Source organism: Nocardia sp. bgisy134 (assembly GCF_057708325.1).
Genome location: NZ_JBYIRW010000010.1, coordinates 13,005 through 26,841, shown reverse-complemented (window position 1 = coordinate 26,841; position 13,837 = coordinate 13,005). Strand labels below are relative to the sequence as shown.

The following is a 13,837-nucleotide window of genomic DNA, read 5'->3' as shown; positions in this document are numbered from 1 at the left end:
ACGCTCGGCTCCGGCATGTGCACGGCACGCTGGCACATGATTCGCTCACTCCGTTCGCTCATCGGGCGACCTCGTATCGCTTGGCGAGCCAGCCGAACAGCAGGCCCGTTGGCAGGGTGATGATGACGAACCCGAGCGCGAAGATCGCGCCGATGGCGAGCAGCGCGGCCTCGGTCTCGATCATCTCCGCCATCAGGTTGGCGGCCTCGGCGACACCGATCGCCGCGGCGATGGTGGAGTTCTTGGTCAACGCGATGAGCACGCTGCCCAGCGGCGCGATCACGGACCGGAAGGCCTGCGGAAGCACTAGGAGCCGCAGGTTCTGGGTGAAGCCGAAGCCGAGCGAGCGGCCCGCCTCGGACTGGCCGAGCGGCACCGTGTTGATGCCCGCGCGCAGCGACTCGCAGACGAACGAGGCGGTGTACACGCTCAGGCCGATGATGGCCCAGCGGTAGTTGTTGTCGGTGATCGAATCGCCCGCGATCTTCCAGCCCAGCGTCGAGTACAGGCCCAGCGAGCAGAAGATAATGATCAGCGTGAGCGGGGTGTTGCGAAAGATCGTGACATAGGCGGTGCCCAGCCAGCGGGCGACCGGTATGGGGGACACGCGCATCGCGGCGACGATCGTGCCGAGTATCAGCGCCCCGACCGCGGAGAACGCGGTCAATTTGATCGTGACCCAGAAGGCTTCCAGGATCTTGGTGTCGTATTCCGAGATCAGATCGAACACGGCGGGCGCGTCCCTCCCATCGGTGTGGCGTGGTTCATCGGGGGTGAGCCGAGCGGGTGGCCCGGAGGATCACCCCGGACCACCCGCGTCACGAATCTCAGTAGCGGTTCACCTGCGGAGCGGGCGAGGGGGTGAAGCCGGCGCCGCCGACGGTCTGCTCGATCGCCTTGGCCCACGAGCCGTCGGCGATCATCGCCTCGATCGCGTCATTGATCTTGTCCCGGGTCTCCTGATCACCCTTCTTCAGGCCGATGCCGTAGTTCTCGGTGGTGAAGGGCTTGCCGACCACCTTCAGCTGGCCGGGCGACTGCGCGGCGAAACCGGCCAGGATGATGTCGTCGGTGGTCACCGCGTCGACCGAGCCGTTGCGCAGCGCCTCGACGCACAGCGAGTAGGTGTCGAACTCCTGCAGCTGAACGTCCTTGGCGTACTTCTCCTTGACGTTCTGCGCGGGCGTGGAGCCCTTCACCGAGCAGAGTTTCTTGTTGCCGGTGAGGGATTCGACGCCGGTGATGTCGGTGTTGTCGGCCTTCACCAGCAGTGACTGGCCCGCCACGTAGTACGGGCCCGCGAAATCGACCTTCTCCTTGCGCTTGTCGTTGATCGAGTAGGTGGCGACGATGAAATCGACCTGACCGTTCTCGATCAGCGTCTCGCGCTGCGGCGTCGGCGATTCCTTGAAGGTGATGGAATCCGGCTGCACGCCGAGCTTTCCTGCCACGTACTTGGCGACCTCGACGTCGAAGCCGGTGTAGGAGCCGTCCTTGGTGCGCAGACCCAGACCCGGCTGGTCGAACTTGATACCGATGGTCAGTTTGCCTTCCTTGGCGTGGTCGAGGGCGCTGCCCTCGTCACCGCCGCCGCAGGCGGTGGCGGCCAAAGCCAGGGCGATCGCCCCGACCCCGAGTCGAAGTGCACGATTGATCCTCATCGAGTTCCTAACTCCTTGTGTGACTGTCGATGCCGTCGTCTGTGCCGGGTGGGTCAGTGACTGAGAATCTTGCCCAGGAAGTCCTTGGCGCGCTCGGATTTCGGTGCGGTGAAGAAGGTTTCGGGCTCGGTGTCCTCGACCACCTGACCGTCGGCCATGAACAGCACCCGGTTGCCCGCGCGGCGCGCGAAGCCCATCTCGTGGGTGACCACCAGCATCGTCATGCCGTCCTTGGCCAGCGAGACCATCACCTCGAGCACCTCGTTGACCATCTCGGGGTCCAGCGCCGAGGTCGGCTCGTCGAACAGCATCACCTTCGGGTTCATCGCCAGCGCGCGGGCGATGGCCACGCGCTGCTGCTGGCCGCCGGACAGCTGAGCCGGGTACTTCTCGGCCTGGTTGGCGATGCCGACCCGCTCGAGCAGTTCCATGGCGCGGGTTCGCGCCGCGTCCTTCTTGACCTTGCGCACCTTGATCGGCGCGAGCATCACGTTCTCGACGATGGTCTTGTGCGCGAACAGGTTGAACGACTGGAACACCATGCCGACGTCGGCGCGCAGCGCGGCCAGCGCCTTGCCCTCCGCGGGCAGCGGCACGCCGTCGACGGCGATGTCGCCGGAGTCGATCGGCTCGAGCCGGTTGATGGTGCGGCACAGGGTCGATTTCCCGGAACCCGAGGGGCCGAGAACGATGACGACCTGTCCCTTGGGGACCTCGAGATTGATATCGCGCAAGACGTGCAGATCACCGAAGTGCTTGTCCACTTTGCGCATCGAGATCATCGGCGGCGCGCTGGTGGCGGGGCCCTTGTCCAAGCTCGTGGCGTCCCCGGTCGTGTCGGGCGCGGCGGCGGCGTCGGTCATGGTCCTTGACCTTAAGGGGAAAAACCGAATTTGCCCCGGTTTCGGCGACACACCGGTCCGCCACGCCGAAACGTCACAGCTCTGTAATGTCTCGGCCGTCTCCGGCACCGGACCGCGACGAGGCCCGGAGCCTGCGGCGATGCGCTCGAAACCCGCTCGACGGGCCCCCGTACCCTGGATGGGTGGATTCGATCGGACAGGTTGTGGCGGGAGTGCGCAGTTACGAGGTCCGCACCTTCGGGTGCCAGATGAACGTGCACGATTCCGAACGCTTGTCCGGCCTGTTGGAGGACGCGGGCTATGTGAAGGCCGCGCCGGGGGCGACGGCGGACCTCGTGGTCTTCAACACGTGCGCGGTGCGCGAGAACGCCGACAACAAGCTCTATGGCACCCTCGGCCACCTCGCCCCGATCAAGGCGGACAGGCCGGGCATGCAGATCGCGGTCGGCGGCTGCCTGGCGCAGAAGGACCGTGACACCGTCGTGCGCAAGGCGCCGTGGGTGGACGTGGTGTTCGGCACGCACAACATCGGCTCGCTGCCGGTGCTGCTGGAACGGGCGCGGCACAACGAAGAGGCCCAGGTCGAGATCCTGGAATCGCTGGAGGCTTTCCCGTCGACGCTGCCCGCCAAGCGTGAGTCCGCGTACGCGGGCTGGGTGTCGATCTCGGTGGGCTGCAACAACACCTGCACGTTCTGCATCGTGCCGTCGCTGCGCGGCAAGGAGGTGGACCGCCGTCCCGGCGACGTGCTCGCCGAGGTGCAGGCGCTGGTCGATCAGGGCGTGCTCGAGGTGACGCTGCTGGGTCAGAACGTGAACTCCTACGGCGTCAACTTCGTCGACCCGGACGAGCCGCGCGACCGCAGCGCGTTCGCGAGGCTGCTGCGCGCCTGCGGCGGCATCGCCGGTCTCGAGCGCGTCCGGTTCACCTCGCCGCACCCGGCCGAGTTCACCGACGACGTCATCGAGGCGATGGCCGAGACGCCGAACATCTGCCCGCAGCTGCACATGCCGTTGCAGTCCGGGTCGGACCGGGTGCTCAAGGCCATGCGACGCTCCTACCGCAAGGCGCGCTACCTGGGCATCATCGAGAAGGTCCGCGCGGCCATGCCGCACGCGGCCATCACCACCGACATCATCGTCGGCTTCCCCGGCGAGACCGAGGAGGACTTCCAGGAGACGCTGGACGTGGTGCGCCAGGCCCGCTTCACCAGCGCGTTCACCTTCCAGTACTCGAAGCGGCCCGGCACGCCCGCCGCCGACATGCCCGACCAGCTGCCCAAGCAGGTGGTCCAGGAACGCTACGACCGGCTGATCGCGCTGCAGGAGGAGGTCTCGCTGGAGGCCAACCGCGCGCTGATCGGCACCGAGGTGGAGCTGCTCGTCGCGGACGGCGCGGGCAAGAAGAACGCCGCGACCGCGCGGATGAGCGGGCGGGCCCGCGACGGCAGGCTGGTGCACTTCCGGCCCGGCGGCACCGCCGAGCCGGTGCGCCCCGGCGACGTGATCACCGTCGACATCACCGAGGCCGCGCCGCACCACCTGATCGCGGACGCCCCGATCAAGACCCACCGCAGGACCCGGGCGGGCGACGCGCACGAGCGCGGCGTCACGCCGAAGACCGCGCCCATCGGCGTCGGCCTCGGGTTGCCGCAGATCGGCGCGCCTGCCAAGGAGCCGGTCGCCTCCGGCTGCGCGACGGGCTGCGACGCATGAGCGAGCGTAGCGAGCGAATCATGTGCCAGCGCGCTCTGCGCATGCCGGAGCCGAGCGCCGGCGAGGCGCAGGCATGAGCGCGCGCCCCGCCGCGGGAGACGACGAGACCCCACGCCAGGGCCCCGACGATTCCGTGCGGGGCGCGGCCGACGCCGCTGGGAGCGGCGCGACGCCCGAAGCCGAGCCCGGTACTACCGCGCGTAGTGGGTCGGATGACGCGGCGGCCGACGGTGCTGGCACAGTGGACGCGGACAAGCCACACGCCGACCATGCAGAAGGAGACGACAGCGCCGTGAGCTCGGTCGAGAGCAAGGATTTCGAGCAGTTCCGTGCCGAGCTCGACGCTGTCGAGCGACGCCTGGCCGGGGAGATCGATCCCGGCGTGCGCGCCATGGTGGTGGCGGGCGCGGTGTTCGTGCTGCTGTTCTCGCTGGTGCTGTCGCACGCGGGCAGCGCGCGCGGCTTCGACGTGCTGCTCGACACCGACGTCACCGGGATCGAGCACATCGGGCTGCCCTCGCGCATTTTCGTCTGGTTCGTCGTGGTGTTCGGCATCGGCTTCTCGTTGCTGGCGTTGATGACCCGGCGCTGGGTGCTGGCCTGGATCGCGGTCGCGGGTTCGGCCATCGGCAGCGTGTTCGGCGTCTTCTCGATCTGGCACCGCCAGACCCCGGGCCTCGGCAACTACGTCGGCGCGGGCCCCGGCATCGGCCTGATCGTCGGCACGCTGGCCATCATGGTGCTGACCTTCCACTGGATCCGCGTGGTGTGGAGCCGCACGTCCGTGCACCTGGCCGCCGAGGAACAGCGCCGCAATGCCGCGGCGGCCGCCGAGGAACGCGACCGCCGCAGGCTGCTCGGCGACTCCTGAGCACTGCCGGGCCTCGCCTGTCACACGGGCGAGCCGTCACCTCGAGCGGGCTGCGTCAAGCAGCCCAGCCCAGCCCAGCTGAGCGAGCACGCGAGCGCTGCGTGAGCGACCGGCCTCGCGTCGCGCGACATGGATCCGGGCCAGCAGCGCGCCCAAGCCCGCGCCCGCGGCGTTCATCAGCACGTCGTCCACGGAGGACACGCGGCCGAGATCGAACACGTACTGCGCGATTTCCAGCGTCGCGGACACCGCCGCACCGAGCGAGGTCATCCGCGCGACGCCCGTGAACCAGGGCAGGCGCAGCGGAAGGAAGAAGCCGAGCGGCACGAACAGCAGTGTGTTCGCGCCGATTTGGACGACCGCGCTCGACGGCGAATCGCTCAGCGTCGCGACGAGATCCCGCAGCGGCACCAGGCTGACCGCGCCTTCGCCCGCCACCGGTGTCAGGATCATCCACACCCAGGGCAAGGTGCCCGCGACCAGGCCCACCTCAGCCGCTGTGTACCGCAGCGCGAGCTCCGGCGTCAGCCCGCGGCGCGTCCGCCATCGCGTCATCGAGACGATCGCCGCGACCAGCGCGGGTACCGCGCACGCCCACACGATCAGCACGTGGCCCCACGCGTCCCATACCTGTCGCACCGGGTCGACGCTACCGGCCCGGCCGAAAGACGTTGGCCGCCAACCGGAATCGCGCGCGGGTCAGCGGTTGCTGACGGCGCCCTCCGCGGCCTCGGCCCACTCGCGCCACTGCTTGGCCTGTTCGAGCGCCTTTTCGGCGTCGCGCTGCTTGCCCGCCGCCTGCGCCTTGGCCGCCTGCTCCTCGAACTGGGCGACCTTCTCGCGGAACTGAGCGGCGCGCGCCACGGCCTCGGGGTCGGTGCGCCGCCACTGGGCGTCCACCGCGTCGCGGACCCGCTTCTCGATGGACCGCAACTTGCCCTCGAGTTCCTGGATGCGTTCCCGTGGCACCTTGCCGATGGCGTCCCACTTGTCCTGTAGCTCGCGCAGCTGCGCCCTGGCGGCATCGAGTCCGGTCGCCGGGTCGATGTGCTCGTAGGCGTGCAGCAGCTCCTCCTTGGCGGACGCGTTCGACTCGAACTCGGCGTCGCGCTCGGAGACCGCGGCGTTGCGCGCCGCGAAGAACACGTCCTGGGCGCTCTTGAAGCGCCGCCACAACGCCTCGTCGGCCTCGCGGGGCGCGCGGCCCGCGGCCTTCCACTCGGCGAGCAGGTCGCGGAAGACGGCGGCGGTGCCGACCCAGTCGGTGGAGCCGGACAGTTCCTCGGCCTGCACGCACAGCTCTTCCTTGCGGCCCTTGGCGGCGGCCCGCTCGCGGTCGAGTTCGGCGAAGTGCGCGCCGCGGCGGCGGTTGAAGGATTCGCGGGCCTTGGAGTAGCGCTTCCACAGCGCGTCGTCGACCTTGCGATCCACGCCGCGGATGGACTTCCATTCGTCGAGGATCTCGCGCAGCCGGTCGCCCGCGGCCTTCCACTGGGTGGATTCGGCGGCGATCTGCTCGGCCTCGGCGCAGAGCGCTTCCTTGCGCTCGGTGTGCTCGTGGCGGGCGCGCTCCTTCTCCTCCTTGGCGTGCGCGGCCGCTTCCTCGGAGTGCTCGGTGATAGCTTGCAGCCGCTTGGCCAGCCCGTCGATGTCGCCGATGACGGCGGCGGTGGGCAGCGATTCGGCCAGCGCCAGCGCGGCGGCCTTGGTCTTGCGGGCGTCGGCGCCCGCGGCGAGCCGCGCCTCCAGCAGCGCGACCTCGGTGGCGAGGTCGTCGAAGCGGCGGCCGAAGTGCTCGAGGCCCTCGGCGGCGTCGCCGGCCTGCCAGGAGCCGACAATCCGTTCGCCCTCGGCCGTCTTCACCCAGGCGGTGCCGTCCTCGTCGACCCGGCCCCAGCGGCTGGGGTCGGTGACGGTGGGCACGACCACCGCGTGCGGGTGCTGCTGATCGGCTGGGCCCGGTGCGGGCTTGACCGCGTGGGGCTTGGGATGAGTTTTCTGGCCACCGGGCTTCGGGGCACCGGAGGGGCGCGGTGTCGTGCCGGGAGTGGCCTTCGCGGTTCCGTTGCTGTCGGTCATCATTCTCCGTCCCTGCCGCGCGTCACGGCTGCCTGGTTACGCCCTAGCTCATCCCATTGAACCCGGTCCGAGCCCTCGAGACCATTGATCCACGCTCTCTCCGAGATGAAACCCCGGGCGGACAACCCCTGGTGACCTGGGTTGTCGCATGTCGACACTATCAATCTCGGGGCGAATTGACGCTACAGACACTCGAAGCCGACCGGCGGGCGTCTCGGTACCGCCGTGCGCCGGGCCCGCGGGCCGAACAGATACGGTTTATCGCGTGTTCAGTATTGCGGCCCTGGTCCCGTCGCCGCCGATCCTGGTGCCCGAACTCGGCGGCGATGCGGCGCTCGGAGCCGGGGCGGATCCGGCCGACCCGCCCGCCGTGTTGCGCGCGGCCGCGTTGAACGCCGCCGGGGAGCTGGCGGCGGTGACGCAGCGGTGGACGGTGCTCGGCATCGGGACCGCAGACGGTGTGCTCGGTCCGGAATCGGCGGGAACTTTCCGCGGTTTCGGCGCGGACGTGCGGGTCGCGCTGGCCGACGCGCCCGGGTTCGCTCCGGATCCGCAGCTTCCGTTGCCCGCCTTGATCGCCGGATGGTTGCGGGGGCGCGTCGCGCCGGCTGCCCGCGCCACCGCGCGTCTGATCGCGCCCGACACCGCCCCCGCGCGGTGCCTGGAGCTCGGCGCGGAGCTACGTGCGGAGCTGGACGCCGACGACGAGCCGCGCGGCGTCCTCGTCGTCGCCGACGGCGCCGCCACCCTGACCGTCAAATCGCCCGGCTATCTCGACGAGCGCGCCGTTCCGCTGCAAGCCGAGCTCGACCGCGCGCTGAGCGCGGGCGACCGGTCGGCCCTGCGCGCGCTCGATCCCGGGCTGTGCGCCGAGCTGGCCGTATCGGGGCGGGCCGCCTACCAAGTCCTGGGCGGTCTGTTCGCCGCGGATCCGTCGGACCCATCCGTCGAAACCCACTACCGGGACGCGCCGTTCGGAGTTGGCTATCACGTGAGCGTCTGGCGACCGGAGAGGGAGGTGCGATGAGCGTGCCGATCGCGGTGGTCGGCCCCACCGCCACCGGCAAGTCCGATCTCGGACTCGATCTCGCGGCCCGCCTCGACGGGGAGATCGTGAACATCGACGCCATGCAGCTCTACCGCGGCATGGACATCGGCACCGCCAAGCTGCCCGTCGCGGAACGGCGCGGCATCCCGCACCACCAGCTCGACGTGCTCGCGGTGACCGAGACCGCGAGCGTGGCCACCTATCAGCGCGCGGCGACCGCCGACGTCGAGGACATCATGGCCCGCGGCCGCACGCCGGTCATCGTGGGCGGCTCGATGATGTACGTGCAGGCGCTGCTGGACGAGTGGGAGTTCCCGGCCACTGATCCGGCGGTGCGCGCCCGGTGGGAGCGGGTCTTGGCCGACGACGGCGTTGCCGCCGTGCACGCGGCGCTGCGCTCGGCGGATCCGGTCGCGGCCGCCACCATCCTGCCCACCGACGGCCGCCGCATGGTGCGAGCGCTGGAGGTCGTCGAGCTCACCGGGCAGCCGTTCGCGGCCTCGGCGCCGACCATCGGCGCACCGCGCTGGAACACCGTCATCCTGGGCGTCGACCGCGACACCGCCGAACTGGACGCGCGCATCGAGCGACGCACCGCGCTGATGTTCGAGACGGGACTGGTCGACGAGGTGCGCGGACTGATCGATCAGGGCCTGCGCGAGGGCGTCACCGCGCGCAGGGCCATCGGCTACGCGCAAGTCCTCGCCTACCTGGACAACGAATACGACCTGAACCACGCCGAGGAACGCACTTTCATCGGCACCCGCCGCTACGTGCGCAGGCAGCGCTCCTGGTTCCGCCGCGATCCCCGGGTGCGCTGGGTGGACGGCGCGGATCCTGACCTGCTCGGCGCGGCGCTGCGTGCGATCGAAACGCCGAGTGCGATCGAAACACCGAGTGCAATCGACACACCGCATGCGATCGGAACGCCGCGCGCGATCGAAACGCCGGGCGCGATCGACAGCACAGAACGGACCCCTCAGTGACCAGACGCGTCAGCACCCGCAACGCTTCCGTGCAGGTGTGGCAGGCATACCTGAACAATCGCACCAAGCGCCACCGCGACAGCCGGTTCCTGGTGCAGGGCGTGCGCCCAATCACCCAGGCGCTCGCCAACGGGTGGCCGCTGGAGACGCTGCTCTACCGGCTCGGCGCGCCGGACCTGTCCGGCTGGGCGAGGGAGGTGCTCGACACCACCGACGTGCCGCAGGTTGGCTTGGTCCCGGAGTTGATGGCGGAGCTGGGCGAAAAGGCAGGCGGGGTACCGGAATTGGTGGCCGTCGCGATGTCGCGTCAGCCCGAGCTGGAGACCTTCGAGCCCGGCGAACCCGGCGAGGACCCGCCGGTCGTCGTGGTGTTCGACCGGCCCAACTCGCCGGGCAATCTCGGCACCTTGATCCGGTCGGCGGACGCTTTCGGCGCGTGCGCGGTCATCGTCACCGGCCACGGCGCCGACCAGTACGACCCGCACTCGGTGCGTGCCTCCACGGGCTCGCTGTTCGCGGTCCCCGTCTACCGTGCCGCCGGGCCCGCCCAGGTGCTCGAACTGCGCGATCGCCAGATCGCGCGCGGCATTCCGACCCGGATCGTGGGCACCGACGAGCACGGGACGCACGCGGTGTTCGACCACGATTTCACCGAGGCCACCATCCTGGTCATCGGCAACGAGACCAGCGGGATGAGCGCCGCCTGGCAGGATGCGTGCGACGACCTGGTGTCCATCCCGATGGGCGGCACCGCGAGCTCGCTCGGCGCGCCCTCGGCCGCCGCGGTGGCACTGTACGAAATTTCCCGGCAGCGCCGGACGTTTGCCAGATGACGACCATGAGGAGAGCACACGCGTGACGGACATCGAATTCACGAAGGGGCACGGCACCCAGAACGACTTCGTGGTGCTGCCCGACGAGGATGTCCGGCTCGACCTGACCCCGGACCGCGTCGCCGCGCTCTGCGACCGGCAGCGCGGTCTCGGGGCCGACGGCGTGCTGCGGGTCGCGCGGGCCGGTGCGCTGCGGGACGCGGGCGTGCTCGCCGACCTGCCCGAGGGCGTCGGCGCGGACGACTGGTTCATGGACTACCGCAACGCCGACGGCTCCCTGGCCGAGATGTGCGGCAACGGCGTGCGGGTCTTCGCGCACTACCTGGCCGCGACCGGTCGCGAGCCGCGCGCGGAGTACGTAGTGGGCAGCAGGGCGGGCGCCCGGCCGGTCACCGTGCACGCGGGCGGCCCGGTCGAGGGCGAGGTGACCGTCACGATGGGCCGGGTGAAGGAACTCGGGGAATCCACGGCGACCATCGCGGGTTGGCCGTATCCGGGGATCGGCATCGATGTCGGCAATCCGCATCTGGCCTGCGTGGACGCCGGGCTGTCGGCGGAGGCGCTCGGCAAGCTCGATCTGACCGTCTCGCCCGGCTACGACCCCGACCTCTTCCCGCACGGGGTGAACGTCGAGATCCTGACCCCGCTGGACGCGGACCGCGCGGTCGACATGCGCGTCTACGAGCGCGGTGTGGGCGAAACCCGTTCGTGCGGAACGGGAACTGTGGCGGCGGCCGCGGCGGCGCTGGCCGCCGATGGCTTCCGCATCGCCGAGGACACCGGCCAGGTGACGGTCCGGGTGCCCGGCGGCGCGGTCACGGTGGGCCTCGAAAGCGGGTCGGCATGGCTGCGCGGGCCCTCTGTGCTGGTCGCCACCGGCACGCTCGCCGAAGATTGGTGGAACGGACGCTGAGCGCGCCCGGCGAATAACGGAATGCGCCCGGTGGTCGTACCGTGGCAGCATGGATGGTGTATGAGGAATTCAGAGACGTATGACATCAATCCGGCCGACGACGACTTCGTCGACTCGGCCGACGACACCGAGCGCTCCGGTGACGTGGTGGCCGAACGTGCCGCCCGGATGAAGCGCAACGGCTGGACCGAAGAGCCGACGGTCGGCGAGCTGCAGCTGGACGAACGCAGCTCGCTGCGCCGCGTCGCCGGTCTGTCCACCGAGCTCACCGACATCACCGAGGTCGAGTACCGGCAGCTGCGCCTGGAACGGGTCGTGCTGGTCGGCGTGTGGACCTCGGGCTCGGTGGCCCAGGCCGAGGCGAGCATGGCCGAGCTGGCCGCGCTCGCCGAGACCGCCGGTTCGGAGGTGCTCGAGGCGCTGATCCAGCGTCGCGACCGTCCGGACCCGGCCACCTACATCGGTTCCGGCAAGGCCGACGAGCTGCGCTCCGTGGTGCTGGAGACCGGCGCCGACACCGTCATCTGCGACGGTGAACTGACCCCGGCCCAGCTGACCGCGCTGGAGAAGGTGGTCAAGGTGAAGGTGATCGACCGGACCGCCCTGATCCTGGACATCTTCGCCCAGCACGCCACCTCCAGCGAGGGCAAGGCGCAGGTCGCCCTGGCCCAGATGGAGTACATGCTGCCCAGGCTGCGCGGCTGGGGTGAGTCGATGTCCCGGCAGGCCGGTGGTCGTGCGGGCAGCAACGGCGGCGTGGGTCTGCGCGGTCCCGGTGAGACCAAGATCGAAACCGACCGTCGCCGCATTCGCGAGCGCATGGCCAAGCTCCGGCGCGAGATCCGGGAGATGAAGACCGCCCGCGAGACCAAGCGGGCGCGGCGCTCGTCCTCGGGCATCCCGCAGGTCGCCATCGTCGGCTACACCAACGCGGGCAAGTCCAGCCTGATGAACGCGCTCACCGGCGCGGGTCTTCTGGTCCAGGACGCGCTGTTCGCGACCCTGGACCCGACCACCCGGCGCGCCGACCTCGACGACGGCCGCGAGGTCGTGTTCACCGACACCGTCGGGTTCGTGCGGCACCTGCCGACCCAGTTGGTCGAGGCGTTCCGCTCGACCCTGGAGGAGGTCACCGGCGCCGATCTGCTGCTGCACGTGGTGGACGGCTCCGACTCGCTGCCCGCGGAGCAGATCAAGGCCGTGCGCGAGGTGATCACCGACGTGATCAAGGAGCAGGGTTCGGCCGCCCCGCCGGAACTGCTGGTGCTGAACAAGATCGATGCCGTCGATCCGATGGAGCTGACCAAGCTGCGCGCCCTGCTTCCGGACGCCGAGTTCGTCTCGGCCCAGTCCGGCGAGGGCATCGACAGCCTGCTCGACCGGCTGGCCGAGGTGCTCGGCGGGCTGGACGTCGAGGTCGGCGTGCTGCTGCCGTACACCCGCGGCGATCTGCTGGCGCGCATTCACGCCGACGGCCGGATCCTGTCCTCCACCCACGAGGAGTCGGGCACCAGGGTCAGGGCGCGGGTACCGCACGCGTTGGCCGCGGCGCTCTCGGAATACGCCCACGCGGGCGGCGACGGCGCGGCGCCCATCGAAGGGTAGCCCGCGGTGCGCTCCGCCGAGGGACGGAAAATAGAACCGACCGTCACGTTCGGTCTCCGGCGGATGCCGGACGTGACGTGTCGGATCTCTGTACGGCGGTGTTCGATCTGCGCTCGGACTACGTTCGGCCACAAGGGGATTCGACGTCGAATTGCTGCGGGGCCGCCGATTCGGCGCAAGCCGGTGTTGTGACCGGCCACACAAATCGATCGCCCGTGTTGCAACGTGTTCCAAAGCCATCGGGTAGGGTGGGCCCGAAGCCGTATTCGATTGCGGCGCAGGGGACGTGAAATTCCGTACGACGATGTGCTGGGATCCGACATGCGATGGGGTAGCCACCTATGCCTGAATCCTCGCCTACCGCGGTGGTGTTGACCGACGGGGCGCCACTCGAGGTGCGTCTCGACGAGACCGACATCCGGCTGATCGAAGCCTTGCTCGCACCGCTGCGAGCCTGGACGAGTCCACGCTTCTACGGCCTGGACAACATTCCCGCCGACGGCCCGGTGCTGCTGGTCGGCAACCACAATCTGATGGGCGGCATCGACGCTCCGCTGCTCATGCCCGAGGTGCTGCGCCGCCGCGGCAGGCTGATCCGCGGCCTCGCCGAGAACGTGCTGATCGCGGTGCCGGGCCTGCGCCACTTCCTGCACTACTACGGCGCGGTCCGGGGCAACCGGCACAACTGCATGGCGCTGCTCGCGCGGGGCGAGGCGGTCATCGTCTTCCCCGGCGGCGGGCGCGAGGCGGTGCGCCGCAAGAACGAGAAGTACCTGCTCAAGTGGGAGGGGCGCAGCGGCTTCGCGCGGATGGCGATCGAGGCGGGCGCCCCGATCGTGCCGGTCGCGATGATCGGCGTGGACGACGCCTACGACATCGTCTTCGACGGCGACCACCCGGTGATGCGCCCGCTGCGCTGGACGGTCGAGGCGCTCGGTCTCAAGCGCGAGCTCACCCCGCCGCTGCTGCGCGGTCTGGGTCCGACGCCGATCCCCCGTCCCGAACGGTTCTACTTCTCCGCGGGCGCGCCGATCGATCCGGCGCCCTGGCGCGACGCCGACGATCTCGACGCCGCCGCCACCGATCTGCGTGATGTGGTGCGCAAGGGGCTCGAGGAGGAGCTGAAGTTCCTGTTCGCCGAGCGCGAGCGCGACGCGGGCCGCACCCTGGTCGGCCGGGTGCGCGGGTTGCTGCCTTTCTGAGCCAATACCAAGAATCAGCTTGGCAATCTCTCAGCTACGGGTACGTAGCGTGGGGAGATGA

The 13,837-nt window shown here is 69.9% G+C and carries 13 protein-coding genes; 8 read left to right on the top strand and 5 right to left on the bottom strand.

The features are described 5' to 3' along the window. Window positions 1-58: 58 nt before the first annotated feature. From AC3ERS_RS18625 to AC3ERS_RS18615, 3 genes are all read right to left on the bottom strand, one after another. The gene (locus tag AC3ERS_RS18625; protein WP_431969153.1) at window positions 59-730 is read right to left on the bottom strand and encodes an amino acid ABC transporter permease; all 672 of its coding nucleotides are present in this window, start codon (window positions 728-730) and stop codon (window positions 59-61) included. A 97-nt stretch (window positions 731-827) separates the two neighbouring features. Then, window positions 828-1,661: a glutamate ABC transporter substrate-binding protein gene (locus tag AC3ERS_RS18620; protein ID WP_431969151.1), complete on the bottom strand. Its 834-nt coding sequence runs from the start codon at window positions 1,659-1,661 to the stop codon at window positions 828-830. Window positions 1,662-1,714: 53 nt separating this feature from the next. Then, the gene (locus tag AC3ERS_RS18615) at window positions 1,715-2,443 is read right to left on the bottom strand and encodes an amino acid ABC transporter ATP-binding protein (RefSeq protein WP_431969533.1); all 729 of its coding nucleotides are present in this window, start codon (window positions 2,441-2,443) and stop codon (window positions 1,715-1,717) included. A gap of 263 nt (window positions 2,444-2,706) precedes the next feature. On the opposite strand from AC3ERS_RS18615, the gene miaB reads away from it, so the two are divergent. Together miaB and AC3ERS_RS18605 are read left to right on the top strand one after the other, a co-directional pair. Continuing rightward, window positions 2,707-4,239: a tRNA (N6-isopentenyl adenosine(37)-C2)-methylthiotransferase MiaB gene (miaB, locus tag AC3ERS_RS18610; RefSeq protein ID WP_431969149.1), complete on the top strand. Its 1,533-nt coding sequence runs from the start codon at window positions 2,707-2,709 to the stop codon at window positions 4,237-4,239. A 292-nt stretch (window positions 4,240-4,531) separates the two neighbouring features. Beyond that, on the top strand, window positions 4,532-5,110 hold the full coding sequence (locus AC3ERS_RS18605) for an Rv2732c family membrane protein (RefSeq protein ID WP_431969532.1): 579 nt from the start codon (window positions 4,532-4,534) through the stop codon (window positions 5,108-5,110). Window positions 5,111-5,146: 36 nt separating this feature from the next. Here the strand turns inward: AC3ERS_RS18605 and AC3ERS_RS18600 are convergent, their stop codons facing one another. Together AC3ERS_RS18600 and AC3ERS_RS18595 are read right to left on the bottom strand one after the other, a co-directional pair. Next, a complete protein-coding gene (locus tag AC3ERS_RS18600) occupies window positions 5,147-5,749 on the bottom strand; it encodes a VanZ family protein (RefSeq protein WP_431969147.1) in 603 nt (200 codons plus the stop codon). Window positions 5,750-5,809: 60 nt separating this feature from the next. After that, window positions 5,810-7,189: a DUF349 domain-containing protein gene (locus tag AC3ERS_RS18595; RefSeq protein WP_431969145.1), complete on the bottom strand. Its 1,380-nt coding sequence runs from the start codon at window positions 7,187-7,189 to the stop codon at window positions 5,810-5,812. A gap of 265 nt (window positions 7,190-7,454) precedes the next feature. Between AC3ERS_RS18595 and AC3ERS_RS18590 the strand changes: the two genes are divergently transcribed. The 6 genes from AC3ERS_RS18590 to AC3ERS_RS18565 all read left to right on the top strand — a co-directional run bounded on the left by AC3ERS_RS18590 (window position 7,455) and on the right by AC3ERS_RS18565 (window position 13,776). After that, on the top strand, window positions 7,455-8,216 hold the full coding sequence (locus tag AC3ERS_RS18590) for a class III extradiol ring-cleavage dioxygenase family protein (protein WP_431969143.1): 762 nt from the start codon (window positions 7,455-7,457) through the stop codon (window positions 8,214-8,216). Next, the gene (miaA, locus tag AC3ERS_RS18585) at window positions 8,213-9,223 is read left to right on the top strand and encodes a tRNA (adenosine(37)-N6)-dimethylallyltransferase MiaA (RefSeq protein ID WP_431969141.1); all 1,011 of its coding nucleotides are present in this window, start codon (window positions 8,213-8,215) and stop codon (window positions 9,221-9,223) included. Before AC3ERS_RS18590 ends, miaA begins: the two co-directional genes overlap by 4 nt. Continuing rightward, a complete protein-coding gene (locus tag AC3ERS_RS18580; RefSeq protein ID WP_431969139.1) occupies window positions 9,220-10,056 on the top strand; it encodes a TrmH family RNA methyltransferase in 837 nt (278 codons plus the stop codon). Before miaA ends, AC3ERS_RS18580 begins: the two co-directional genes overlap by 4 nt. 31 nt (window positions 10,057-10,087) lie before the next feature. After that, complete coding sequence (dapF, locus tag AC3ERS_RS18575) at window positions 10,088-10,969, top strand: diaminopimelate epimerase (protein ID WP_431969531.1); 882 nt, start codon at window positions 10,088-10,090, stop codon at window positions 10,967-10,969. A gap of 168 nt (window positions 10,970-11,137) precedes the next feature. Then, entirely contained in the window at window positions 11,138-12,574 is a 1,437-nt protein-coding gene (gene hflX, locus AC3ERS_RS18570; protein WP_431969530.1) for a GTPase HflX, read from the top strand. Window positions 12,575-12,915: 341 nt separating this feature from the next. Then, complete coding sequence (locus AC3ERS_RS18565) at window positions 12,916-13,776, top strand: lysophospholipid acyltransferase family protein (protein WP_431969136.1); 861 nt, start codon at window positions 12,916-12,918, stop codon at window positions 13,774-13,776. Window positions 13,777-13,837: the final 61 nt, after the last annotated feature.

Excerpts from the sequence above, each read along its gene's own strand:
- AC3ERS_RS18565 (WP_431969136.1), top strand. The coding sequence starts at position 12,916 with ATGCCTGAATCCTCGCCTACCGCGGTGGTGTTGACCGACGGGGCGCCA.
- AC3ERS_RS18595 (WP_431969145.1), bottom strand. The coding sequence starts at position 7,189 with ATGACCGACAGCAACGGAACCGCGAAGGCCACTCCCGGCACGACACCG.
- AC3ERS_RS18615 (WP_431969533.1), bottom strand. The coding sequence starts at position 2,443 with ATGATCTCGATGCGCAAAGTGGACAAGCACTTCGGTGATCTGCACGTC.
- AC3ERS_RS18620 (WP_431969151.1), bottom strand. The coding sequence starts at position 1,661 with ATGAGGATCAATCGTGCACTTCGACTCGGGGTCGGGGCGATCGCCCTG.
- miaA (WP_431969141.1), top strand. The coding sequence starts at position 8,213 with ATGAGCGTGCCGATCGCGGTGGTCGGCCCCACCGCCACCGGCAAGTCC.
- hflX (WP_431969530.1), top strand. The coding sequence starts at position 11,138 with ATGAAGCGCAACGGCTGGACCGAAGAGCCGACGGTCGGCGAGCTGCAG.